Below are 22,759 nucleotides of genomic sequence, written 5' to 3'. Positions count from 1 at the left end.
GTAGCAACCGTAGGGAGACATGCACGATGACGTCCACCACCGCGACATCCACCTCCGGTCTGAGGCCCGGATGGTCGCCGATGACAATCGGCCTGATGGTGCTCGGGTTTCTGGTCTTCTGGCCGCTCGGGCTCGCCATGCTCGCCTACATCCTGTGGGGCGACCGGATCCAGACCATCGCGCGCGACGCGCGCCAGCAATGGGACTGCAGTGCCATGAAGCGCAATCTGAACACCGGCGCCTTTGGCGACACGGGCTTTGGCAACACGGGCAATGTGGCCTTCGACGAGTATCGCGCCCGGGAGCTGAAGCGCCTCGAGGAAGAGCGCGCCCGTCTCGACGAGATGCGCAACGAGTTCGACAGCTTCCTGCGCGAGCTGCGCCGGGCGAAGGACCAGGAAGAGTTCGACCGCTTCATGGCCGACCGGGGTCGCGCGCCGTCGCCGCACACGCCCGCCTGACGTCTTGAACAGGCGATCCGGGGCGGGGCCCGGTCAGACCCTTGCATGAAAAAAGCCGCGGCTTTCGGGCCGCGGCTTTTTCGTTTTCGATGGCGATTTCCGGTCGCATTTGTCGCCCGGGCCTGCCGGGCGACCGACCTCAGTTCGGCTTTGCCTCGCCGCCGGCGGCCTCGGCCTGCTGCATGTTCTGCCGGTAGAGCGCGGCGAAATCGATCGGGTCGAGCATCAACGGCGGGAAGCCGCCATTGCGCGAGGCGTCGGCCAGAATGTTGCGCGCGAAGGGGAAGAGCATGCGCGGGCACTCGATGAGCACGAAGGGGTGGATGTGCTCCTGCGGCACCCCGGTCACGCGGAACAGGCCGGCGTAGATCAGCTCGATCGCGAAGACCGTCATGTCGCCCGTCTTGGCGTTGGCGGTCAGCGTGATCACCACTTCATACTGGTTCTCGCCCATCGGCTGCGCCGACACATTCACGTTGATGTCGAGCTTGGGCTGCTCCTTGGGCTGCAGCGACCCCGGCGCGTTGGGGTTCTCGAAGGAGAGGTCCTTGATGTATTGCGCCAGAATGCTCATGCCCGGCGCGCCGCCCTCCTGAGCCGCCTGGCCGGCCGCCGCATCGTTCGTTTCGCTCATTCTCGATATCCTCGACGGTTGCGTGATCTGGTCGCGCGCTGCGCGCGGTCGCGATGCCCTCTCGCGATGCCTTGCGGCGGTCCCGCGTCCGGTCGCAGCGTCTGCCGGCGAAGGAGCGGATGCGGAAGGCCGTTTCCGAAAACCCATGTGACGCGCGCTGGCTAGCACGGGCGCACGGCCCCGCACAAGGTTTCATTGACGCCACCGCGCCCGCGCGCCAGAACCGGGACGGTTCCAAATCAGCATGGATGCGCGCATGCCCCAGACCGATACGCCCGATCTCGGCTCTCCCCACCGGCGGCTGAAGCTCGACACTCTGGTCCGGCTGCGCTGGCTCGCCGTCGCCGGGCAGACCGCGACGCTCCTCGTGGTGCATTTCGGGCTCGGCTATGCCCTGCCACTTCTCCCGTGTCTCGGGCTCGTCGCCGCCTCCATCTGGCTCAACATCCTGCTCAAGGTCCGCATCCCGCAGACGCACAGGCTCTCCGAGCGGTCCGCGACGCTTCAGCTCGCCTACGATCTGGCGCAGGTCGGCGGCCTGCTGTTCCTCACCGGCGGGCTGGGCAATCCCTTCGCCTTTCTTCTGCTCGCCCCGGTCATGGTGTCGGCGACGGGCCTGTCGGCACGCAAGACCGTGTTGTTGGGCTTGCTCGCCGGCGTGATCGCGACCGTGCTGGCCGCCGTGCACCTGCCCCTGCCCTGGCCGGGGGAGACGTCCTTCGACCTGCCGCGCATCTATCTGGTCGGGGTGTGGGTGGCGCTCGTGTGCTCGCTCGCCTTCATGGGCGCCTATGCCTTCCGCGTCGCGGAGGAAGCCCGCCAGCTCTCCGACGCGCTGGCGGCCAGCGAACTGGTGCTGGCGCGCGAGCAGCACCTGCATGCGCTCGACGGATTGGCGGCGGCGGCGGCCCATGAACTGGGCACCCCGCTCGCCACCGTCTATCTCACCGCCAAGGAGCTGGTGCGCGACTTCGAGACCGAGCCGGGCGCCGCCCCCGCCGCGCTGCGCGACGATCTGGCGCTGATCCTATCGCAGGCGGAGCGTTGCCGGGACATCCTGTCCAAGCTCTCCTCCCTGTCGGACGATCGCGACGCGCATTTCCGGGGCGAGCCCCTGTCGCATCTCATCGAGGATGTGGTCGCCCCGGCGCGCGCCTTCGGGATCGACATCACCGTCGACATCCAGGGCGAGGGCGGCGAGCCGATCGGCATGCGCAACCCGGCGATCCACTACGGCCTCGGCAACATTCTGGAGAATGCCGTGGATTTCGCGCAGTCCGCCGTCTCGGTCACCGCGCGCTGGACCGACAAGACCGTGACGATCGAGATCGCCGACGACGGGCACGGCTTCGCGTCCGACGTGATCCTGCGCCTCGGCGAACCCTATGTCACCGCACGCCCCGGACGCGACGGGCGGCCCGGCTCCTCCGGCGGCCAGACCCAGGGTCAGAAGCCGGGGCAGGGCCAGGGTCAGACCCAGGGTCGGGGCGGCGGCGGACTGGGTCTCGGCTTCTTCATCGCCAAGACGCTTCTGGAGCGCACCGGGGCCGATCTGCGCCTGCGCAACCGCACGCCGCCGGCGCGCGGCGCCGTGGTGCGCGTGGCCTGGCCACGCGGTGCACGCGCGCAGGGGCATGGCAAGGAGGTCGTTACGTGGCATGATGGCGCGGGCGGAAATGCCGCAGCCCAGGGAGCCGGAGATGAATTGCCACGCACGCAAAGCCCCATATAACCAGCGGCACGATCAACAGCGTCCGGTTAGCACCTCATGAATGACGACACCCGCACCGACGGGCCCCTCGGAAAGCTCCTCATCGTCGACGACGACCGCCCCTTCCAGCAGCGGCTCGCCCGCGCGATGGAAAAGCGCGGCTTCGAAACCGAAACCGCCGACAGCGTCGGCGAGGCGCTGACCAGCGTGCGCGACAACCCGCCCTCCTTCGCGGTGGTCGACATGCGTCTGGAGGACGGCAGCGGTCTCGACGTGGTGGAAGCAATCCGCGAGCATCGGCCCGAGGCGCGCGTGGTGATCCTGACCGGCTACGGCAACATCGCGACCGCCGTCACGGCGGTGAAGCTCGGCGCCGTCGATTATCTCGCCAAGCCGGCCGATGCCGACGCCGTGCTGGCCGCGCTCACCTCGAACGGCGAGCAGAAGGCCCCGCCGCCGGAAAACCCGATGTCGGCCGACCGGGTGCGCTGGGAGCATATCCAGCGGGTGTACGAGCTGTGCGACCGCAACGTCTCGGAAACGGCGCGCCGGCTCAACATGCATCGCCGCACGCTGCAGCGCATTCTCGCCAAGCGCGCCCCGCGCTAGGACGGGCGCCCGGGGTTCGACCCGGCCCGATCCGCGATCGGCATGCGAGCCGACACGATCCGCGCCTTAAGACTTGACCTGGCGCGGTGCCCGCGACGCGCCCCGACGCGGCGCATGACCGTAGAAGCGCGGCCGCACGCCGGCGAGACCGAGCACGATCCCGAGCGCCGTTGCCAGATCGACCCCGGCCCGGCGCGCACGCCACGGGGCCCCGGGCGACCAGACCAGATGATTGACCGCATAGCCGAGCTTTGCCGCCACCTTGCGCAGGCAGATGAGCGTGCGCATTGCGATCGACGGAATATCCTCGCGCGACCACAGCGCGAAATAGACCCCGTCCCGCAGCCCCCGGCGCAGGACGAAGCGCAGCGTGAGCCTGTGCACCGGCACCATGTCGATCACCCGCGCGTGCGGGGCGACGTGATACCGCGCTCCGCCGCGCACGAGGCGGGTGATGAACTCGTGATCCTCCCCGCCCGAGGCGGAATAGGCGGGCGAAAACCAGTCCCGCGCGCTGTCCGGCAGCACCGAAAGACGCAGCAGCAGGTTGGCTGTGGTGGGACCCCCGGAATCGTCGACATGGAACCCGCCGGCGACGATCCAGTCGGGCGGTGTCGACAGAAACCGCGGCTCGATAAAGCCGACCTGAATATCCGCGTTGCTTTGCTCCATCTCGTCCAGATGATTGGCAAGCCACTCCGGCTCCGCCGTCTCGTCGTCGTCGATACAGGCGAGGAACCGCGCGCCGCTGTCGCGCGCCAGGGCCAGCGAGCGGTTGCGCACGGCGGTCAGACCGGGCGTCTCCACCCGCTCGTAAACGATGTCCAGCCCGTCCCGGAACGCGGCGACGACCACCTCCGCCGGCGCAAGGCCGTTGTCGGCGACGATGACCCGGAACCCGCGTCCCACACTCTGCCGCAAGAGCGACTGAAGCGTGCGGCGCAAGGGGGCGTGCCGGTCGCAGGTGCAGATCGCCACGCAGACGAGATCGCGCAGGTCCCCGGGACCGGGACCGGGACTGGGACCGGGCCCGGCACGGTCCGGCGGCGTGGAAGAGGAAGGAGAGGTATCAAACGCCATCTTCGGTCCGACTGCGTTGAAGAGGCCCGGCCGGCGCGCCGCGCCGAGGGCCTCGCCGAGGGCGCGCGCGACCCGCGAACGGGCCCGGTGGCATCGCTCTTCGACATGAGGCCGGACGACAACAGGCCGGACTAAAACAGGACGGACTAAAACAGGACGGACGCCAACAGGGAGGACTACAAGAGCCCGGGGTCGCGCTCCATCCCGCCCAAACCGGGATCCTGCAGCCCGTGCAGGCGGATCGCGGCGGCTTGCGCGAAGCGCAGCGTCACCGCCTTGCGCCGCGCGGCGGCAAGCCGGTGCTCTGGCGCCTCGCGCAGGATTTCCGCGCCGTAGCCGTCCGACAGGATGAACCCGGCATCGGGCGGAAAGACGTCTTGCGGCACATCCGCGTGCGAGGCGAAGAACAGGCGATCGCAGAAGGCGCGATAGTCGGGCCATTTCGTATCGGCGCGCAGGTCCGCCAGCGACGACTTGACCTCGACGATCCAGATCTCGCCCTTGGGCCCGAGCGCGGCGAGATCCGCCCGCCGGCCGGACGCGAGCGTCAGTTCCGCCACGCAGGCAAAGCCATGCCCGCGCAACAGCCGCGCCGCCCCGCGCCACACGCGCAGCGCCGCGGCCGACTGGCGGCCATCGCACAAGGGCGTGTCGAGGTCGATCCGGTTCGCCTGCGTGGTCATTCCCGCTCCCTGCGCGCGTCCTGTTTTCCCTGTGCGCGTCTTGCTGTCTGCGTGCGGCGTAATTGTTCCGCCTTTGTTCGCTTGGCAGACTAGCGCCGGAGACCGCGGGCGCGCAAGCCCCGTCCGACATGGCGGGTCCCAAAACGAAACCGGCCGCGCGGGCGGCGCGGCCGGGTCGATCGGGACGGGCCGCAAGCGGTCCCGTCGCGTGCGGCGCGTCAGCGCGCGTCGCACCGCACGTCTCATCGTACGTCGAGGAACCCGCAGATGGCGCGGACGTCCTTCAGCACCGGCTCGGCGATGGCGCCGGCGCGCTCGGCGCCATCCTTCAGCACCGCGTCGATGGTCGCCGGATCGGCGAGCAGCCGGTTCATTTCGTCCGCCATGGGCGCGAGCTTCGACACCGCGAGATCCGCGAGCGCCGGCTTGAACACGGAGAACGGCTGGCCACCGTAGTCGCGCAGCACGTCGGCCTTGGTGCCGCCGGTGAGCGCGGCGTAGATCCCGACGAGATTGGCCGCCTCGGCCCGCTCGGCCAGTCCCTCTTCCTCGCTCGGGAGCGGTTCGGGATCGGTCTTCGCCTTGCGGATCTTCTTGGCGATCTCCTCCGCGCTGTCGCGCAGGTTGATGCGCGACAGATCAGACGGATCCGACTTCGACATCTTCTTGGTGCCGTCGCGCAGGGACATGATCCGTGTCGCCGGCCCGGCGATGATCGGCTCGGTCAGCGGGAAGTAGAGCTCGTCCGGCAGTTCCGGCGAGGGCGTGGGATTGGGCACGCCGAGGCCGAGCTGCGCGATGCGCTCGGCGAAGTCGTTGTTGAACTTCTGCGCGATGTCGCGGGTCAGCTCCAGATGCTGCTTCTGGTCGTCGCCGACCGGCACGTGGGTGGCGCGATAGGCGAGAATGTCGGCGGCCATCAGCGAGGGATAGGCGAACAGGCCCACCGAAGCGTTTTCCCGGTTCTTGCCGGCCTTTTCCTTGAACTGCGTCATGCGGCTCAGCCAGCCCATCCGCGCGACGCAATTGAAGATCCACGCCAGCTCGGCATGTTCCTTGACCTGGCTCTGGTTGAAGACGATCGCCTTCTTCGGATCGATGCCGGCGGCGAGATAGGCGGCGGTCACCTCGCGCGTCGTCCGGGCCAGATGCTCGGGCTCGAACTTCGCGGTCACCGCATGGAGATCGACGACGCAATAGATCGTCGGCATCCGGTCCTGAAGCGGCACGAACTGCGCGATGGCACCGAGATAATTGCCCAGGTGCAGGTTGCCGGTCGGCTGCACGCCGGAAAAGACGCGCGGCGAAAAGCTGGTCAAGATGATGTCCCCCAGTTTGGACCTTTGGGAAAGGCGGCCGGCCGACGGACGGCGCGCGGGCGCGCGTGCACCCGGGCGGACTTATGGCGAAGGGGGCGACGTGACGCAAGGGCGCGCGCATGCCGAACGGCCGGCGGCGCGCCTGCGGCGTTTCGACCCGTTCGGTGATTTCACCTTTCGGGATATTCCCTATTCCGACGCTCGCTCTTAATACGCTATAGATTGGAACGAGACCAAACTACACGCCAAGGCGTGACACGAGAGCGGCGCGAGTCGTCAGGGCGGAAGCAAGAGGTCCCGGAGGCCGGAATGGATTACGAGAGCTTCTTTCGAAGCGAGATCGAGGGTCTGCACAAGGAAGGGCGCTATCGCGTTTTTGCGGATCTGGAACGGCATGCCGGGCAGTTTCCCCGCGCCACGCGCTACACCGGCGACGGCACGCATGATGTGACCGTCTGGTGTTCGAACGATTATCTCGGCATGGGCCAGCATCCGGTCGTGACCGACGCCATGCACGAGGCGATCGAGCGCTGCGGCGCCGGTGCCGGCGGCACGCGCAACATCTCCGGCACCAACCATTATCACGTGCTGCTGGAGGAAGAGCTCGCCGACCTGCACGGCAAGGAAGCCGCGCTGCTGTTCACCTCCGGCTATGTGTCCAACTGGGCCGCGCTCGGCACGCTCGCGTCGATGCTGCCCGATTGCGTCGTCCTGTCGGATGCGCTCAACCATGCCTCGATGATCGAGGGCATCCGCCACTCGCGCGCCGAAAAGCGGATCTGGAAGCACAACGACGTGGCGGACCTGGAGCGCCAGCTCGCCGAGATCGAGCCGGGCCGGCCGAAGCTCGTTGCCTTCGAATCGGTCTACTCGATGGATGGCGACATCGCGCCGATCAAGGAAATCTGCGACGTCGCCGACAAATACGGCGCCATGACCTATCTCGACGAGGTCCATGCCGTCGGTCTCTACGGCCCGCGCGGCGGCGGCATCGCCGAGCGCGAAGGGCTGATGGATCGCCTCACCGTCATCGAGGGCACGCTCGGCAAGGCCTTCGGCGTGATGGGCGGCTACATCGCCGCAAGCCATGCGCTGTGCGACTTCGTGCGCTCCTTCGCCAGCGGCTTCATCTTCACCACCGCGCTGCCGCCGGCGCTGGCCGCCGGTGCGCGCGCCTCGATCCGGCACCTGAAGTCGGCCGAGGGCGAGCAGCTGCGCGCGCGCCATCGCAACCGCGTCGCGACGCTGCGCCAGAGCCTCGACCGGCTCGGCATTCCGCATCTGCCGAACCCGAGCCACATCGTTCCGGTGATGGTGAAGGATCCGGTGAAGTGCAAGATGCTCTCCGACATCCTGCTCGACAGCCATGGCGTCTACATCCAGCCGATCAATTATCCGACCGTGCCGAAGGGAACCGAGCGGCTCCGGATCACGCCCTCGCCGCTGCATTCGGACGGCGATATCGGCCATCTGGTGCGCTCGCTCGAGGGACTTTGGTCGCAGTGCGCGCTGGCCCGACAGGTCGCCTGACGACCCGGCGGACCTTCGCTCAAGAGCCTGAGTTTTCGCGAACGCGCCGGCCCCTGGCCGGCGCGTTTGCGTTTGAACCGCTCTTTTGAATCGGTTGGTGAATCGTTTGGCTCGCTCCAAGCGCCGCCTTGCACGCGGGCGCCAACCTCAGCGCCGCGGCCTCAGCGCTGCGACAGGGCCGGCATGTGGCCGCACGCCGGCCAGGCGGCGCGAAAGGCGTCATAGACCAGCATCGGCCCGCTCGCCTCGGCCCGTTCCGGATGCCGGTCGAGATGCGCCAGCACCGCGTGGCGCAGCGCGTTGGCATCGACCTCGGCGGGAATGCAGTTGGTGCGGCCGATCAGGAACGCATCGAGCGCGCCCTGCAGATAGCCCAGACAGAAGGTGACGGCGACCGGGTTGTCGCGCGGGTCGGCCTTGCAGATCCGCGAAATCTGCTCGCCGCTCTGCCAGACTTTCGCCGGCGCGGGGCCCGCGATGCAGACCGCGATCAGGCCGGCCAGCGATGCGGCCAGGATCCTTGCGCCGCCGGTCAGGGTGCGCACCGCGCCGAAACAAGCCTGCTCCCGCATCGCTCCCGCCCGCATTACCAGTTCCTGCCTTGCTTTCCGGCGCCCCGGCGGACACCGGCGCCGGTAGCCGCTCGAGTGGAGCGAACCCCTTGAAGGATCGGGCGAGTCGGCGCAGCTGGCAAGCCACGCCGCCGCGGACAGCACCTTCATTCGAACCCAACCGAACGCAAAACGAAATTTTTCTTGCCCCAGGGCCCCTCCAGGGGGCATCCTCCACGCAGTGTTGTCGGGATCGTCGGCGCGCCGCCCGTCTCCTGCGGATGCATTCGCGCCACTCCGAACCCAAACGAAGGCGGGCGCGGATCGACACCCCCTGATCGACCCCGCCTGATCGATCGCGGTCGATCGACGATATCCGATCGACCGCACCGCAGACCGACATCCGAGAGGCACGGCACGCGCATGGAGCAGATCTCTCCCCGACAGAGCGACATTCTCGACCTGGCCCGCCGGGACGGGCGGGTCGACGTCGACGCGCTGGCCGAGGCCTTCGAGGTCACCCCGCAGACCATCCGCAAGGATCTCAACGACCTGTGCGGGCGCGGCCTGTTGCAGCGCGTGCACGGCGGCGCGGTCGTGCCGTCCGGCATCGCCAATTACGCCTATGACGCGCGTCGGCAGATCGCCGCCGACGAGAAACGCGCCATCGGGCTCGCGGCGGCCGCGCTCATTCCCGACAACGCCTCGATCATGCTCAACATCGGCACCACGACCGAGCAGGTCGCCCAGGCGCTGCGCCAGCATCGCGGCATCATGGCGATCACCAACAACATCAACGTCGCCAACATCCTGCGCACCGCGCCCGACGTCGAGGTGATCATCGCCGGCGGTCAGGTGCGCGCCGCCGATGGCGGCATCGTCGGCGAGGCGACGGTCGATTTCATCCGCCAGTTCAAGGTCGACTTCGCGGTGATCGGCGCCTCGGCCATCGCCGAGGACGGGACGATCTACGACTACGACTTCCGCGAGGTGCGGGTGGCGCGCGAGATCCTCAGCCATGCCCGGCAGACGATCCTGGTGGCGGACGCGCTGAAGTTCCAGCGCGGCGCGCCGGTGCGCATCGCGCATCTCGCCGAGATCGACGTTTTCGTCACCGACCGGCCGCCGCCCGACTCCATTCTGGCGATCTGCCGGGACAACGATGTGCGGCTGGAGGTCACCGGCACGACCGCGTCCTCCGCGCGCCCCTCCCCCGAATCCCAAACGGAGGCCCCATGAGCGGAGCATCCCTCACCCCCGACGTCGATATCTTCGTCGTCGGCGGCGGCATCAACGGTTGCGGCATCGCCCGCGACGCCGCCGGGCGCGGCTATTCCGTCTGCCTGGCGGAGATGAACGATCTGGCGAGCGGCACCTCGTCCTGGTCGACGAAGCTCATCCACGGCGGCCTGCGCTATCTGGAGCATTACGAGTTCCGTCTGGTGCGCGAAGCCCTCGGTGAACGCGAGGTGCTGTGGGCGAGCGCGCCGCACATCATCCGCCCCTTGCGCTTCATCCTGCCGCATTCGAAGGGCCTGCGGCCACGCTGGCTGCTGCGGCTCGGGCTGTTTCTCTACGACCATCTGGGCGGGCGCAAACTCTTGCCGGCGACCCGCACGCTCGATCTCGCGCGCGATCCGGCCGGGGAGCCGCTCAAGCCCGGCTTCCGTACCGCCTTCGAGTATTCGGACTGCTGGGTCGACGACACCCGCCTCGTCGTGCTGAACGCGCGTGACGCCGCCGACCGGGGCGCGGAGATCCTGACGCGCACGCAGGTGATCGCCGCCCGCCGCGAGGCCGGCCTCTGGCGCGTCACCTTGCGCGGGCGCGACACCGGGACAACGCGCGAGGTGGCCGCCCGCCTGCTGGTCAATGCCGCCGGCCCCTGGGTCGACCGGCTTCTGGAAGGCGCGCTCAAGCACAACGACGTACACAACGTGCGGCTTGTGCAGGGCAGCCACATCGTGGTCCGCAAGCTGTTCGATCACGACCGGGCCTATATCTTCCAGAACGCCGACGGGCGGATCGTCTTCGCGATTCCCTTTGAGGGCGACTTCACCCTGATCGGTACCACCGACCGCGATTACCAGGGCGATCCGGCGGACGTTGCCGCGAGCGAGGAGGAGATCGCCTATCTCGCCGACGCGGCGAGCGAGTATTTCCGCACGCCGATCGCGCGCGAGGACGTGGTGTGGACCTATTCCGGCGTCCGCCCGCTTTTCGACGACGGCGCGAGCAAGGCGCAGGAAGCCACCCGCGACTACGTGCTGAAGCTCGACCGCGGGCCCGACGCGGCCCATCCCGGCGCGCCGCTGCTCAACATCTTCGGCGGCAAGATCACCACCTATCGCCGGCTTGCGCTCTCCGTGCTGGAGCGGATCGAGACGGAACTGGGCGCCCGCGCAGACGCCTGGACCGGCGATGCGCCGCTGCCGGGCGGCGATATCGCGACCACCGGCTTCGCCGGTTTCGCCGACGGCCTTCGCGCGAAATGGCCCGCGCTGCCCTTTGCCCTGCTGTACCGGCTCGCCCGCGCCTATGGGACGGAGATCGACGCCCTTCTCGACGGGGTGCGGGAGCCGGCCGACCTCGGCCAGGATTTTGGCGCCGGGCTCACCGAACGCGAGGTGATCTATCTGATGGACCGGGAATGGGCCCGCTCGGCCGACGATGTGCTGTGGCGACGCTCGAAGCTCGGCCTGCGCCTCACGGCGGCGCAGGCACAGGCGCTCGACCGATGGATGGAGGAGCGCTATAGCGGGACGGTCCCATCCCGCGATACAAGGCAGGCGTGACGCCGCGCGCCGCCGGCGCATCGCCAGCCGCCGCGAGGCTTTCATGACCGCACCGCTTCAGGGCATCCGCGTTCTGGATCTCACCAATGTCCTGTCGGGTCCCTTCTGCTGCCACCAGCTCGCCCATTTCGGGGCGGAGGTGATCAAGATCGAGGTGCCCGGGCGCGGCGATCTCGCCCGCCAGCTCGGCGCCGACCCGGAGCTCAACGCCGCCGGCATGGGCGTGTCGTTCCTCGCCCAGAACGCAGGCAAGAAAAGCGTCACCCTCAATCTCAAGGATCCGCGCGGGGTCGATCTCTTCAAGGCGCTCGCAACGACCGCCGATGTGGTGGTCGAAAACTTCCGGCCCGGCGTCATGGACCGGCTCGGCGTCGGCTTCGACACGCTGAAGGCCCTCAATCCACGCCTCGTCTATTGCGCCATTTCCGGCTTCGGTCAGGACGGACCGATGCGGGCCATGCCGGCCTACGACCAGATCGTGCAGGGCCTGTCCGGCGTGATGTCGGTGACGGGCGACGCCGACAGCGCGCCCTTGCGCGTCGGCTATCCGGTCGCCGACACGATCGGCGGGCTGACGGCGGCGTTCGCCATCTCCACGCATCTGGCCGGCCCGCGCGACGCGCCGGTGTTCCTCGACGTCTCGATGCTGGAGGCGACGCTCGCCACCATGGGCTGGGTGGTCTCCAACTGGCTGATCGCCGGACAGACGCCCGCCGCCCACGGCAACGAGAACACGACCTCCGCGCCGTCCGGCGCCTTTCGCGCCCGCGACGCGTCGCTCAACATCGCCGCCAACAAGGACGAGCAGTGGCAGGCGCTGTGTCAGGTGCTGGGGCGCGACGACCTCGCCCGCCATCCCGACTATGCGACGCGGGAGCTGCGCAAGCAGAACCGCTATGCGCTGAAGGAAGCGATCGAGGCGAGCCTCGCCGCGCGCGATGCCGCCGAGTGGGTCGCCCTTCTCAGCCGGCACGGCATTCCGGCCGGCGAGATCCTGAGCGTTCCGGATGCGCTCGCGCACCCGCAGGTGGCCGAACGCGGCATGATCGCCAGTTTCGACGCGGTGCCCGGCGTCGACCGCCCCGTGCGCGCGGTGCGCACCGGCATCAAGGCGAACGGCCGACCGCCGTCCGTCGACACGCCGCCGCCGGAACTCGGCCGCGACACCGACGACATTCTGGAGGCGCTCGGCTGCGATGCCGCGACCCGCGCCGCCTTGCGCAAGGAGGGCGTGATATGAGCGAACCATCCGGCGATCCCGTCGCCGACTGGTGGCGCACGGCGATCATCGACATGGCACCGGGGCGGATCGCCTTTCGCGGCCGCCCGGTGGAGGAGCTGATCGGCACGGTCAGCTTTCCGCAGATGATCTGGCATCTGGTGATGGGCACGCCGCTCGACGGCGCGCGCGCCCGGCTCTTCGAGGCCGCGCTGGTGGCCGCCGTCGACCACGGCCCCCAGGCCCCCTCGATCGCCGCCGCGCGCATGGCGGCGACCTGCGGCGTGGGCCTCAACACTGCGATGGCGACCGGCGTCAACATGCTCGGCGACGTGCATGGCGGGGCGGGCGAACAGGCGGTCGCGCTTTACACCGACATCGCCGCGCGATGCGCCGAGGACCACGCGCTGCCAGAAGCAGTGCGCGCGGGGCTCGACGCCTTTCGCCGCGAGGCCGGCGCGTTCATTCCCGGCTTCGGCCACCGCTTCCACAAGCCGGTCGATCCGCGCGCGCCGCGTCTGCTGGCGCTGGTCGATCAGGCCGCCGCCGAGGGCGCGGTGTCGGGCAGGATCGCTGAGATCGGCCGGGAGATCGAAGGCGCCCTTTACGCGGAGAAGGGCAAGCCGGTGCCAATGAACATCGACGGCGCGACGGCCGTCATCTATGCCGAACTCGGCTGCCCGCCGCCGCTGGCGCGCGGCTTCTTCTGCCTGTCGCGCTCGGTGGGCCTCTTGGCGCACGCCTGGGAGCAGATGGAGCAGGGCGGGCGCAACAAGGGACCGACCCCGCCGGGGCACCGCTGGACCTACGACGGACCGCCGTCTGCGGAGTGATCCCGGCCGCCCGACACGGCGGGAAAGACGATGCGCACCGTGAGCCCGACGTCGCGGCCCCGCGCGTCGGATCCGCTTGCCTCAAGCGCCATGCGCCCGCCCATCAGCCGGGCGATCTCGTCGACAATCGCAAGTCCCAGCCCGGCGCCTGTGCCGGCCAGGTCGCCAGCAGGATGCCCGGCGCCCTCACTGGCCGTGCCACCGGATGACGGACCGGCGCTGTCGCCAACGGTCCGCGGGGCAAGCCGCGCGAACCGCTTGAGCGCCCGGGCCCGCTGGTCGCGCGGTATGCCGGGCCCGTCGTCCTCCACCTCGAGGCAGGCCGTGCCGCCGGCCCGCGTCACGCGCACCGTGGCGGCATGACCGGCGCCCGCGTGCAGGATCGCGTTCTCCAGAAGATTGGACAGCAACTCGCGCAAGAGCATCGGTTGACCGGAGACGAAGACCGGGCCGTCGGGCGCCTCGAACCCGAGATCCAGTCGGGCGCGGGCGGCGCGCGGCTCCACGCGAGCGGTCACCCGCCGGGCGAGATCGGCGAGATCGACGGCCTCCGCGTCGAGCCGGTCGGCGGAGGCCTCGTCGATACGCGCCAAGAGCAGCAATTGGGCGAGCGTGCGTTCGCTTTGCGCCACCGCCGCATCGGCCACGTCGAGCGCGGCGCGGACCGTCTCGGGATCGTCGGCGCGGCGCGCCAGTTCGATCTGGGTGCGGATGATCGCAAGCGGCGTGCGGATCTGGTGCGAGGCATTGCCGGTGAAGCGGCGCAGCGCGGCGAGCGCCTCCGACAGCCGCCCCATGAAGCCGTTGATCGCGGCGACCAGCCGGTCGACCTCGCGCGGAACCGCATGGCGGATCGGACGGAGATCGTCGGGCGTGCGCCGGTCGACCGCCTCCTCCAGCCGCGCGAGCGGCCGCAGCGCCCGGCGCACGCCGAAGAAGACCGCCGTTGCGGCTATCGCGATCAGCAAGCCCTGTCGCAGCGCGGAGCGCAGCAGGATATCCTCGGCGAGCGCCCGGCGCGCCGTGGTGGTTTCCGCGACCGCGACGCGGTAGCCGATCGACCGGTCGGTGGCCGAGGCCGCCCCCGACAGAACGACGACGCGCACCGGCTCGCCGCGATAGACCGCATCGGCGAAATAGGGCTGGCGCGCAAGCCGCGTGCCCTCCGGCACGTCGGGCATCGGCAAGTGCCGGTAGCCCGTGACGAAGGTGCCGGGCGGCCCGTCGACCCGGTAGAACACCCGGTCCTCGGCGGCACTCGTCAGCATCTCCAGCGCCACGAAGGGAACGTCCACCTCGATCTCGTCGTCGCCATTGACCACGACGCGCTCCGCGATGGCCAGCGCCGATCCGGCCAATACCCGGTCGAGCACCGCATTGGCGGTTTCGCGCGCGTCGCGGTAGGTGTCGACCAGACCGAGCGCGGCCAGCACGGAAAAGGGCACCAGCAGCCACAGCAGCAGGCGCCCGGTGAGCGAGCGCAGGACCGGACGGCGCGCCGGGCGCAGATCGGCGCTCATGCCGGCGCCCTCATGGCCGCGCCCTCATGGCCAACGTCCTCATGGCCAACGCCCTCATGGCCGCGTCCTCACGCCGTTTCCAGCGCATAGCCGAGACCGCGCGCGGTGCGGATCTTCAGCCCGTGCGGCTCCAGCCTTCGGCGCAGGCGCGAAACGTATTGTTCCACCGCATTGTCGGAGAGCTCGTCGTCGAAGGCGGTCAGCCGCTCGGCGATCTGCTGTTTGGACACGACCCGCTCGCTGCGTCCGATCAGGATCTGCAGCACGCTCAACTCGCGCGCCGTCAGGTCGAGCGGACGCCCGTCCACCAGCGCCTGGCGGGCATCGAGGTCGAAGGTCAGCGGCCCGAACTCCAGCCGTCCGCCGCGCGCCCCGGCATGACGGCGCAGCACCGCGCGCACGCGCGCCTGCAGCTCCGCCACGTCGAAGGGCTTGGTCATGTAGTCGTCGGCGCCGCAATCGAGACCGCGTACCCGCTCGTCCAGCGCGCCGCGCGCGGTCAGCACAAGCACCGCCGTCGGCGTGCCGCGCGCACGGATCTCGCTCAAGAGGGACAGCCCGTCCGTGTCCGGCAGCGACAGATCGAGGATCACCAGATCGAACGGCCCGGTCGCGAGCGCCGCCCGCGCGCCTTCCCCGTCATGCACGACGTCGGCGACATAGCCGGCATCGCCCATCACCCGGGCGATGCCGGCGGCCAGGGTCGCATTGTCCTCGACGATGAGCAGGCGCATGGGGCATCCCGGGTTGCGCGGTGACGGTCCCCGCACGCGGGGCCGGCGGGCAAGCGCGACCGAGTTTAACCGCAGCGCGCCGCCCCGATGCAAGCGCGGACATGCCTTCGCGGCAAGAGCTTGCCCCGGACCCGGACGGACCGACATACTGCCGGGCATGATCCGCCGTTTTCGTTCCTGGCTTCCCGTTGTCGCGCTCGCCCTGTTGCTGGGGTCGGTCGTGCCGCTTGCAGGCAGCGCCCGCGCCGCCGACGCGCCGACACTCGTCCTGCCCGCCACGGCCGACGAGCCGCGCCGGCTGACGATCTACTCCTCCCTCGACGCGACGCTCGCCGAACCGCTGCTGCGCGCCTTCCAGGCCCGGCGGGCGGATGTGACCATCGCCTTTCACGAATTGCAGACGCAGGACATCTACGCCCGCATCGTCGAGGAGACGGACCAGGGCGTGCCAACGGCCGATCTCGCCTTTTCCTCCGCGATGGACCTGCAGGTGAAACTCGCCAACGACGGCTACGCCCAGGCGGTGCGCCTGCCCTCGGCCGAAGCGCTGCCAGACTGGGCGCGCTGGCGCGACACGGTCTATGGCACGACCTTCGAGCCGGCGGTGATCCTCTATCACAAGCCGTCCTTCGCCGGGCGCGCGCCGCCGCGCACACGCGCCGCCCTGGCCGATTTCCTGAAAGCCAACGAGGCCGATGTTTACGGCCGGGTCGGCACCTACGATGTGGAACGTGCCGGGCTGGGGCTGTTCTTTCTGGCGCGCGACCGCGAGCACAACCGCGACATCTGGAGCCTGTTCAACGCGCTCGGCGCGGCCGGCGTGAAGCTCTATTCCAATTCCTCGGCCATCGTCGAACGGGTCGCCGACGGCCGGTTTCTGCTCGGCTACAACATTCTCGGCTCCTATGCCGCGGCCTGGGCGAAGAGCGCGCCGGACCTCGGCATCGTGCTGCCGGAAGACTACACGGTCGTGATGTCGCGCATCGGGCTGGTGCCGCGCGCCGCCGCCGCCCCCGATCTCGGCGCCGCCTTTCTCGATTTCCTGCTGTCGCGCGAGGGCCAGCGGGTGATGTCGGACGATCTCGGCCTGCCGGCCCTGCATCCCGATCTCGACGGCGCCAACACGGCAACCGGCTTGCGCCGGGTCTACGGCACCCGCCTGCGCCCGATCGCGGTGGCGCCCGCGCTCGTGGTCTATCTCGACCAGGTGAAACGCCAGCGGCTGATCGAGCGCTGGAACCGGGCGCTACGCACGCAATAGACCTTCGCGGCCGCAGCAAGCCTTTTGCGACGCAGCGACAGCTTCACGTCAGACAAGCGTGGCAGAGTGAGCGTCCGGTGTCGTTCGCGCGGCGCCGGCCGCTGCGGACGCGCGGGTGTGGAGGCACCCGGGCGGACGGCGGATCAGCCCTTCAAGGAGGGGCCCCTTCAAGAACCAGGAACACCATCGCCGGTCGGGCGCTCCACGGGGTCCGCGGGCGATGGCGGGAGGAACATCAATGAGCAAGACCACACGACGCGGCCTGGTGGCCGTCGCCGCCGCCTTCGGGCTCGCCGTCGCCAGCGCGGGTACGCAGGCCGCCGACATCGAGTCCATTCACTTCCTCGTGCCCGGCGGCGCCGGCGGCGGTTGGGACGGCACGGCGCGCGGCACCGGCGAGGCGCTGACCAAGGCCGGCATCGTCGGCCAGGCCTCCTACGAGAACATGTCCGGCGGCGGCGGCGGCAAGGCCATCGCGCATCTGATCGAGATCGCCGACAAGGCGGACGACACGCTGATGGTGAACTCCACGCCGATCGTCATCCGCTCCCTGCAGAAGGTGTTTCCGCAGTCCTTCCGCGATCTCACGCCGATCGCCGGCACCATCGGCGACTATGCCGCGCTGGTCGTCCACACCGACAGCGACATCCAGGACTTCGGCGCGCTGGCCGCCGCCTTCAAGGCGGATCCGACCAGCGTCTCGCTCGGCGGCGGCTCGGTCGCCGGCGGCATGGACCACCTCGTCGCCGCGATGATCATGAAGGGCGCCGGCGGCAATCCGACCGACGTGAAGTACGTGCCCTACGACGCGGGCGGCAAGGCCATGGCCGGCCTTCTGTCGGGCGAGATCCAGGCACTGTCGACGGGCTTCGGCGAGGCGATCGAACTGGCCAAGCAGGACCAGGTCCGCATCCTCTGCGTGACCTCGGCCGAGCGGCTGCCGGCGGCGACCGATGTGCCGACCTGCATCGAGGCGGGCGCGGCCGGCGCGGAATTCGTGAACTGGCGCGGCTTCTTCGGCGCGCCGGGCCTGTCGGCGGAGAAGCAGAAGGCCTACATCGACGCCTTCACCAAGATGTACGACACCCCGGAGTGGGAAACCGTGCGTGCGCGCAACGGCTGGGTCAACATCTTCAACCCGGGCGAGGATTTCTCCGCCTTCCTGGAAAAGCAGGAGCGTGAAATCGGCGGGCTGATGAAGGAACTCGGCTTCCTGTGATCGCCGGAGTGTCCCGGGGGCGCGGCCGCGGCGCCGTGCCCTCGGAACCGTCGCACGTCCTTTCCCTCGCAATTCAAGGATCGGCCATCCGCGATGCTGACCCGCGACCGTATCGGCGCGCTTCTTCTGCTCGCCTTCTCGCTCGGCTACGGGGCGATGATCTTCAACATCCCGCTCCTGCCGTTTCAGGCCAATCAGGCCTTCACCGCCCGCACCCTGCCCCAGGCGCTCACCGTGCTCGGCGTCGTCCTGTCGCTCGCGCTGCTGTTCAAGCCGCTGCGCGAGGCGGACCGGGCGGCAGACGCGCGCTGGCGGGAGACCATGGCGCGCCTGCTGCGGCGCGTGCCGGACCACGGCTTTCCGCTCGGCAAGGTGCTGATGCTCTGCGTCCTGATGGTGATCTACGGCCTCACCGTGCGCCCCTTCGGTTTCCTGCTCGCCACCTCGGTCTTTCTCATCGGCGGCATGACGGTGCTCGGCGAACGGCGGTGGGGGATGGTGGTCGCCACCTCGGTCGCGGTCGTCGTCTTCTTCTGGACGCTGATGACCCAGTTCCTCGGCGTCTATATCGCGCCGCTGCCGGACATCCTCGGATTCGGGAGATAGGCCATGCTCGACGGCATTCTCATCGGTCTCAACACGGCCATTTCCCCGATCAACATCCTGATGGTCGTGATCGGCTGTTTCGCCGGAACCTTCATCGGCATGCTGCCGGGTCTCGGGCCGATCTCGGCCATCGCGCTGATGATCCCCATCACTTACGGCTTCGATCCCGCCACCGGGCTCATCCTGATGGCCGGCGTCTACTACGGCGCGGTGTTCGGCGGGTCGACCTCCTCGATCCTGATCAACGCGCCGGGCATTGCCGGCACGGTCGCAACCGCCTTCGACGGCTATCCGATGGCGAAACAGGGGCACGCCGGCAAGGCGCTGGCGATCGCCGCCTATGCGTCGTTTTCCGGCGGCACCATCGCGGCGATCTTCCTCCTGTTCGCCGCGCCGTCGCTGGCCAAGGTATCGCTCGCCTTCCAGTCGACGGACTATTTCGCGCTGATGGTGCTGGGGCTGACGGCCGTCGCCGCCTTTGCCGGGCGCGGCAATGTCATCAAGGCGCTGCTGATGACCGTGCTGGGGCTGATGCTTTCCACCGTCGGCACGGACGAGACGCAGGGCATCCAGCGCTTCACCTTCGGCATGATCGACCTGATCGACGGCATTTCCTTCCTGTTGCTCGCAATGGCGACCTTCGCGCTCTCCGAGGCGTTGATGTCGGTGCTGAAACCGCGCACGGCGGAAGAGGCGGCGCGCGAGAAGGAGGCCAACGCCAACCTCGGCTCGATGAAGCTCAGCGGCGAGGAGGTGAAGGAAATGGCGCCCGTCGTCGGCCGCTCCTCGGTGCTCGGCTTTCTGGTCGGGGTGCTGCCGGGCGCCGGCGCGACCATCGCCTCCTTCCTCGCCTACGGCATGGAACAGCGGCTTGCCGGTCCGAAGAAGGGCAAGCTCTTCGGCCATGGCTCGGTGCGCGGGCTGGCCGCGCCCGAGACGGCCAACAACGCCGCCTCGTCGGGCTCCTTCGTGCCGCTCCTGACACTGGGAATCCCCGGCTCGGGCACCACGGCGATCATGCTGGGGGCGCTGATTTCCTACGGCATCCAGCCGGGACCGCGCCTCTTTCAGGAAAATCCGGAGGTGTTCTGGTCGGTCATCATCTCGATGTACATCGGCAATGTGATCCTGCTGATCCTGAACCTGCCGCTGATCCCCTATATCGCCCGCGTGCTCGCCCTGCCGCACACGGTGCTGGTGCCGATGATCCTGTTCTTTTCGCTGATCGGCGTCTATTTCGTATCGTTCAACACCTTCGACATCCAGCTGATGGTGATCTTCGCGGTCGCCGCACTTGTGCTGAGATTGCTCGACATGCCGATGGCGCCGATGCTGCTGGGGTTCATCCTCGGCGGCATGATGGAGGAAAACCTGCGCCGCGCGCTCATCATCAACAACGACAGTTGGTCGTTCCTGTGGGAGCGCCCGCTGACGCTGACCATCCTGGTGGTCGCGGTGCTGGTGCTCGTGGTGCCGATGATCTCGCCGCTCATCGCCCGCGCGCTGTCGCGCCGTCGCGAGGCGGCCGGCGAAGGGGGATGAAGGGGGATGAAGGGGGATGAAGGGGGAAAAGGCGCGCGCGTCCGGTCTTCCCTGCCGCGAAACGACGAAAGGCGCGCCCCGGGGCGCGCCTTTCGCCTGTTTGGAGCCGGTGGTCCCGGCAGCAACGGCGGCTCGGTCAGCTCGCCTCGCGGATCCCTGAGAGGAAGGCTTCCACGTTCTGCCGCAGGCGCTTTTCCTCGTTCTGCAGCGTCTCGGCGTCCTGACGGATGCGCAGGGCCACGCTGCCGGTCAGCTGCGCCGCTTCGGAGACGCCCGCGATGTTGCGCGACACATCCTGCGTGCCGGCGGTCGCCTCCTGGACGTTCATGGCGATCTCGTTGGTCGCGGCCCCCTGCTGCTCGACGCTCGCCGCGATATCGCCGGAGATCCGGTTGATCTCCTCGATGGTGCGGGAGATCTCGCGGATCGCGCCGACGGCCCCGTCGGTTTCCGTCTGCACCTGCTGGATCTGGGCGACGATCTCGTCGGTGGCCTTGGAGGTCTGGGTGGCGAGTTCCTTCACTTCCGCCGCGACCACGGCGAACCCCTTGCCGGCCTCGCCGGCGCGCGCCGCCTCGATGGTCGCGTTGAGCGCCAGAAGGTTGGTCTGTTCGGCGATGTCGTTGATGAGCTTCACCACCTCGCCGATGCGGCTTGCGGCGATCGACAGGCCCTCGATCTTGGTGTTGGTCTGCTCCGCCTGCGACACCGCGCTCTCCGCGATATCGGCGGAGGCGCGCACCTGGCGCGAGATCTCGGAGACGGAGGCCGACAGTTCCTCGGCCGCCGCCGCCACGGTGCCGACGTTGGAGGAGGCCTCTTCCGAGGCGGCCGCAACGGCCGTGCTCTGGGCGCTGGTGTTTTCCGCCGCGCCGGTCAGTTCGCCGGCGGCGGCGTTCAGGTTCTCGACCGAATGGGCCACCGATGCCAGAAGCTGCGCGGCGGAGGCGTCGAAATCGCCGGTCAGCCGGGCGACCTCCTCGGCGCGGGCGATGCGGCGCTTCTGCTCCTGCTCCTGCTGGGCCGACAGGCTTTCCGCCTGCGCGGACTTCTCGCGGAAGACCTCGAGCGCCTTGCCGATGCGGCCGATCTCGTCGGAGCGCTCGGCGGTGTCGATGTCGACGCTGTAATTGCCGTCGATCAGCGCCTGGATGTGGTCGAGCGTGCGCTCCACCGGCTTGCGGATGATGCGCTGGCCGACGATGTAAAGCGCCGCGCCGACGCCGACGAGCAGCACGAGGCCGACGCCGACGATCCACATCACGATGGTGTTGGAAGCCACGTTCAGGCTCGACAGCGGCACGCTGACGAGCACCGACCATGTCTGCCCGGTCTCGCCGATCTCCACCGGAATGACCATGCGCATCACGTCCTCGCCGAGCGCGCGGGAGAAGCCGGTGTAGTCCAGCGCCCGGCCGTCCGCGATCGCCGCAAGCGCCTGATCGGCGCCGGCCGCCTCGTCGTCGACGAACGCCTCGCGGAACGGCTTGCCGATCAGCGAGGTATCGGGATGCGCCACCCAGGTACCGACCTGCGACACAAGCATGATCATGCCCGTGCCCAGCGGCTTGATCTTGGCAAGCTCTTCCGAAAAGCCGGTGGCGAAGACATCGATGCCGGCCGCACCCAGGATCTTGGATCCATCCATGATGGGCGCGGACATGGACACGCCGATCGCCATGTCGTCGCCGACGGGCCAGGTGTAGGGTTCGGTCGCGAAAAGATCGCCGGTGCGGTAGGTGTGGTTGAACCATTCCTTGTCGGGCGCATCGGTGATCTCGCCCGTGGGACGGTGGCCAAGCGAGCCGTCTGCATTGCGGTAGACATAGGGCCGCCACTGCCCGGTCGCGTCGTGCCAGCTGTCGGCATTCGCGAAGTCCGCGTTGCGCCCGTCGAGTTCGTCGGTGATGACGACGCCCCAGGCGCCCGACAGCGTCTTGTCGCCGCGCACCTTCTGCACGACGATTTCCGTCCAGGCCTGGCGGTCGGTCACGCCCTTGGCCTTCAGGACCGTGAAGGCCTCGGCCAGACTCCGCGTGGTCGTCAGGCCCTTTTCGAGCTGACGGCGGATCGACTGGGCCTCACGCTCGCCGACTGCGCGGGCCTCGCCGATGGCGATGTCCTTGGCGATCCGGGACGATTGCCATGCAATGATGGATATTCCGCAGACAAGTGTCAGGAACAGCACAAGGCTGCTCGTGACGACGAGCTTCACCGTGATCGACGCATTCTTGAACATGGGGCCACCTGGTCGCTTCGTGGATGCGCCGGTTTCCGCCCGCCGCCTCACGATACGCTTGCGCTGCACCGCGATAACAGGAAGTAAACGGCAGCCCGTTTCCTAGGAAATGATTTTTTTCTACCCAACCTGCGGTCGAAAAATTAATCAAGGGTTGTATTTACGAAGAAATACGCAGGGGTGGATTGCGCACCCCCGCGTCATGATTTGCCG

At 68.8% G+C, this 22,759-nt stretch carries 20 protein-coding genes; 12 read left to right on the top strand and 8 right to left on the bottom strand.

Annotated features, from left to right (window positions below):
* Positions 1-26 precede the first annotated feature (26 nt).
* On the top strand, positions 27-461 hold the full coding sequence (locus ABL312_RS18685) for a DUF2852 domain-containing protein (RefSeq protein ID WP_374730152.1): 435 nt from the start codon (positions 27-29) through the stop codon (positions 459-461).
* 139 nt (positions 462-600) lie between these two features.
* Here the strand turns inward: ABL312_RS18685 and secB are convergent, their stop codons facing one another.
* A complete protein-coding gene (gene secB / locus ABL312_RS18680) occupies positions 601-1,095 on the bottom strand; it encodes a protein-export chaperone SecB (protein ID WP_349358912.1) in 495 nt (164 codons plus the stop codon).
* A 256-nt stretch (positions 1,096-1,351) separates the two neighbouring features.
* On the opposite strand from secB, the gene ABL312_RS18675 reads away from it, so the two are divergent.
* Both ABL312_RS18675 and ABL312_RS18670 read left to right on the top strand, forming a co-directional pair.
* Positions 1,352-2,827 (top strand): ActS/PrrB/RegB family redox-sensitive histidine kinase, encoded by a 1,476-nt coding sequence (locus tag ABL312_RS18675; RefSeq protein ID WP_349358911.1) that lies wholly within the window; start codon positions 1,352-1,354, stop codon positions 2,825-2,827.
* Positions 2,828-2,863: 36 nt separating this feature from the next.
* The gene (locus ABL312_RS18670; protein ID WP_349358910.1) at positions 2,864-3,415 is read left to right on the top strand and encodes an ActR/PrrA/RegA family redox response regulator transcription factor; all 552 of its coding nucleotides are present in this window, start codon (positions 2,864-2,866) and stop codon (positions 3,413-3,415) included.
* 66 nt (positions 3,416-3,481) lie between these two features.
* Here ABL312_RS18670 and ABL312_RS18665 read toward each other — a convergent pair whose 3' ends face one another.
* From ABL312_RS18665 to trpS, 3 genes are all read right to left on the bottom strand, one after another.
* Complete coding sequence (locus ABL312_RS18665) at positions 3,482-4,495, bottom strand: glycosyltransferase family 2 protein (RefSeq protein WP_349358909.1); 1,014 nt, start codon at positions 4,493-4,495, stop codon at positions 3,482-3,484.
* Between the two features lie 176 nt (positions 4,496-4,671).
* Entirely contained in the window at positions 4,672-5,178 is a 507-nt protein-coding gene (locus ABL312_RS18660) for an MmcB family DNA repair protein (protein WP_349358908.1), read from the bottom strand.
* A gap of 242 nt (positions 5,179-5,420) precedes the next feature.
* Positions 5,421-6,497 (bottom strand): tryptophan--tRNA ligase, encoded by a 1,077-nt coding sequence (gene trpS / locus ABL312_RS18655; protein ID WP_349358907.1) that lies wholly within the window; start codon positions 6,495-6,497, stop codon positions 5,421-5,423.
* Positions 6,498-6,806: 309 nt separating this feature from the next.
* Between trpS and hemA the strand changes: the two genes are divergently transcribed.
* Positions 6,807-8,027 carry a 5-aminolevulinate synthase gene (gene hemA / locus ABL312_RS18650; protein WP_349358906.1) on the top strand — a complete coding sequence of 407 codons (1,221 nt, stop codon included), beginning with the start codon at positions 6,807-6,809 and terminating at the stop codon, positions 8,025-8,027.
* A gap of 161 nt (positions 8,028-8,188) precedes the next feature.
* Here the strand turns inward: hemA and ABL312_RS18645 are convergent, their stop codons facing one another.
* Positions 8,189-8,599, bottom strand: a complete 411-nt coding sequence (locus ABL312_RS18645) for a Rap1a/Tai family immunity protein (RefSeq protein WP_349358905.1) — start codon at positions 8,597-8,599, stop codon at positions 8,189-8,191.
* A 402-nt stretch (positions 8,600-9,001) separates the two neighbouring features.
* Between ABL312_RS18645 and ABL312_RS18640 the strand changes: the two genes are divergently transcribed.
* From ABL312_RS18640 to ABL312_RS18625, 4 genes are read left to right on the top strand one after another with little or no spacing between them, the layout of a single operon-like run.
* Positions 9,002-9,817, top strand: coding sequence for a DeoR/GlpR family DNA-binding transcription regulator (locus ABL312_RS18640; RefSeq protein WP_349358904.1), 816 nt, complete (start codon positions 9,002-9,004; stop codon positions 9,815-9,817).
* The gene (gene glpD, locus ABL312_RS18635) at positions 9,814-11,373 is read left to right on the top strand and encodes a glycerol-3-phosphate dehydrogenase (RefSeq protein WP_349358903.1); all 1,560 of its coding nucleotides are present in this window, start codon (positions 9,814-9,816) and stop codon (positions 11,371-11,373) included. The genes ABL312_RS18640 and glpD overlap by 4 nt, the downstream gene beginning before the upstream one ends.
* Before the next feature lie 43 nt (positions 11,374-11,416).
* Positions 11,417-12,613, top strand: a complete 1,197-nt coding sequence (locus ABL312_RS18630) for a CoA transferase (protein WP_349358902.1) — start codon at positions 11,417-11,419, stop codon at positions 12,611-12,613.
* A complete protein-coding gene (locus tag ABL312_RS18625) occupies positions 12,610-13,425 on the top strand; it encodes a citryl-CoA lyase (protein ID WP_349358901.1) in 816 nt (271 codons plus the stop codon). The genes ABL312_RS18630 and ABL312_RS18625 overlap by 4 nt, the downstream gene beginning before the upstream one ends.
* Here the strand turns inward: ABL312_RS18625 and ABL312_RS18620 are convergent.
* Together ABL312_RS18620 and ABL312_RS18615 are read right to left on the bottom strand one after the other, a co-directional pair.
* Positions 13,398-14,945 (bottom strand): sensor histidine kinase, encoded by a 1,548-nt coding sequence (locus ABL312_RS18620; RefSeq protein WP_349358900.1) that lies wholly within the window; start codon positions 14,943-14,945, stop codon positions 13,398-13,400. The genes ABL312_RS18625 and ABL312_RS18620 overlap by 28 nt on opposite strands.
* Positions 14,946-15,013: 68 nt before the next feature.
* Complete coding sequence (locus ABL312_RS18615; RefSeq protein ID WP_349358899.1) at positions 15,014-15,679, bottom strand: response regulator transcription factor; 666 nt, start codon at positions 15,677-15,679, stop codon at positions 15,014-15,016.
* A gap of 157 nt (positions 15,680-15,836) precedes the next feature.
* On the opposite strand from ABL312_RS18615, the gene ABL312_RS18610 reads away from it, so the two are divergent.
* The 4 genes from ABL312_RS18610 to ABL312_RS18595 all read left to right on the top strand — a co-directional run bounded on the left by ABL312_RS18610 (position 15,837) and on the right by ABL312_RS18595 (position 20,307).
* Positions 15,837-16,940 carry an ABC transporter substrate-binding protein gene (locus ABL312_RS18610; RefSeq protein ID WP_349358898.1) on the top strand — a complete coding sequence of 368 codons (1,104 nt, stop codon included), beginning with the start codon at positions 15,837-15,839 and terminating at the stop codon, positions 16,938-16,940.
* Positions 16,941-17,178: 238 nt separating this feature from the next.
* Positions 17,179-18,159: a tripartite tricarboxylate transporter substrate-binding protein gene (locus ABL312_RS18605; protein ID WP_349358896.1), complete on the top strand. Its 981-nt coding sequence runs from the start codon at positions 17,179-17,181 to the stop codon at positions 18,157-18,159.
* A gap of 93 nt (positions 18,160-18,252) precedes the next feature.
* Entirely contained in the window at positions 18,253-18,765 is a 513-nt protein-coding gene (locus ABL312_RS18600; RefSeq protein WP_349358895.1) for a tripartite tricarboxylate transporter TctB family protein, read from the top strand.
* A gap of 3 nt (positions 18,766-18,768) precedes the next feature.
* Entirely contained in the window at positions 18,769-20,307 is a 1,539-nt protein-coding gene (locus tag ABL312_RS18595) for a tripartite tricarboxylate transporter permease (protein WP_349358894.1), read from the top strand.
* 136 nt (positions 20,308-20,443) lie between these two features.
* Here ABL312_RS18595 and ABL312_RS18590 read toward each other — a convergent pair whose 3' ends face one another.
* Positions 20,444-22,546: a methyl-accepting chemotaxis protein gene (locus tag ABL312_RS18590; protein WP_349358893.1), complete on the bottom strand. Its 2,103-nt coding sequence runs from the start codon at positions 22,544-22,546 to the stop codon at positions 20,444-20,446.
* Positions 22,547-22,759 lie beyond the last annotated feature (213 nt).

It is taken from the genome of Stappia sp. (genome assembly GCF_040110915.1).
GTDB lineage: Bacteria > Pseudomonadota > Alphaproteobacteria > Rhizobiales > Stappiaceae > Stappia.
The sequence above is the reverse complement of the archived record's forward strand: the minus strand, read 5'-3'. Positions and strand labels throughout refer to the sequence as shown.

Excerpts from the sequence above, each read along its gene's own strand:
- ABL312_RS18630 (WP_349358902.1), top strand. The coding sequence starts at position 11,417 with ATGACCGCACCGCTTCAGGGCATCCGCGTTCTGGATCTCACCAATGTC.
- ABL312_RS18610 (WP_349358898.1), top strand. The coding sequence starts at position 15,837 with ATGATCCGCCGTTTTCGTTCCTGGCTTCCCGTTGTCGCGCTCGCCCTG.
- ABL312_RS18685 (WP_374730152.1), top strand. The coding sequence starts at position 27 with ATGACGTCCACCACCGCGACATCCACCTCCGGTCTGAGGCCCGGATGG.
- ABL312_RS18660 (WP_349358908.1), bottom strand. The coding sequence starts at position 5,178 with ATGACCACGCAGGCGAACCGGATCGACCTCGACACGCCCTTGTGCGAT.
- ABL312_RS18590 (WP_349358893.1), bottom strand. The coding sequence starts at position 22,546 with ATGTTCAAGAATGCGTCGATCACGGTGAAGCTCGTCGTCACGAGCAGC.
- ABL312_RS18595 (WP_349358894.1), top strand. The coding sequence starts at position 18,769 with ATGCTCGACGGCATTCTCATCGGTCTCAACACGGCCATTTCCCCGATC.
- glpD (WP_349358903.1), top strand. The coding sequence starts at position 9,814 with ATGAGCGGAGCATCCCTCACCCCCGACGTCGATATCTTCGTCGTCGGC.
- ABL312_RS18665 (WP_349358909.1), bottom strand. The coding sequence starts at position 4,495 with ATGGCGTTTGATACCTCTCCTTCCTCTTCCACGCCGCCGGACCGTGCC.
- ABL312_RS18675 (WP_349358911.1), top strand. The coding sequence starts at position 1,352 with ATGCCCCAGACCGATACGCCCGATCTCGGCTCTCCCCACCGGCGGCTG.
- ABL312_RS18605 (WP_349358896.1), top strand. The coding sequence starts at position 17,179 with ATGAGCAAGACCACACGACGCGGCCTGGTGGCCGTCGCCGCCGCCTTC.
- ABL312_RS18600 (WP_349358895.1), top strand. The coding sequence starts at position 18,253 with ATGCTGACCCGCGACCGTATCGGCGCGCTTCTTCTGCTCGCCTTCTCG.
- ABL312_RS18615 (WP_349358899.1), bottom strand. The coding sequence starts at position 15,679 with ATGCGCCTGCTCATCGTCGAGGACAATGCGACCCTGGCCGCCGGCATC.
- ABL312_RS18625 (WP_349358901.1), top strand. The coding sequence starts at position 12,610 with ATGAGCGAACCATCCGGCGATCCCGTCGCCGACTGGTGGCGCACGGCG.
- ABL312_RS18645 (WP_349358905.1), bottom strand. The coding sequence starts at position 8,599 with ATGCGGGAGCAGGCTTGTTTCGGCGCGGTGCGCACCCTGACCGGCGGC.
- ABL312_RS18670 (WP_349358910.1), top strand. The coding sequence starts at position 2,864 with ATGAATGACGACACCCGCACCGACGGGCCCCTCGGAAAGCTCCTCATC.
- ABL312_RS18620 (WP_349358900.1), bottom strand. The coding sequence starts at position 14,945 with ATGAGCGCCGATCTGCGCCCGGCGCGCCGTCCGGTCCTGCGCTCGCTC.
- hemA (WP_349358906.1), top strand. The coding sequence starts at position 6,807 with ATGGATTACGAGAGCTTCTTTCGAAGCGAGATCGAGGGTCTGCACAAG.
- secB (WP_349358912.1), bottom strand. The coding sequence starts at position 1,095 with ATGAGCGAAACGAACGATGCGGCGGCCGGCCAGGCGGCTCAGGAGGGC.
- ABL312_RS18640 (WP_349358904.1), top strand. The coding sequence starts at position 9,002 with ATGGAGCAGATCTCTCCCCGACAGAGCGACATTCTCGACCTGGCCCGC.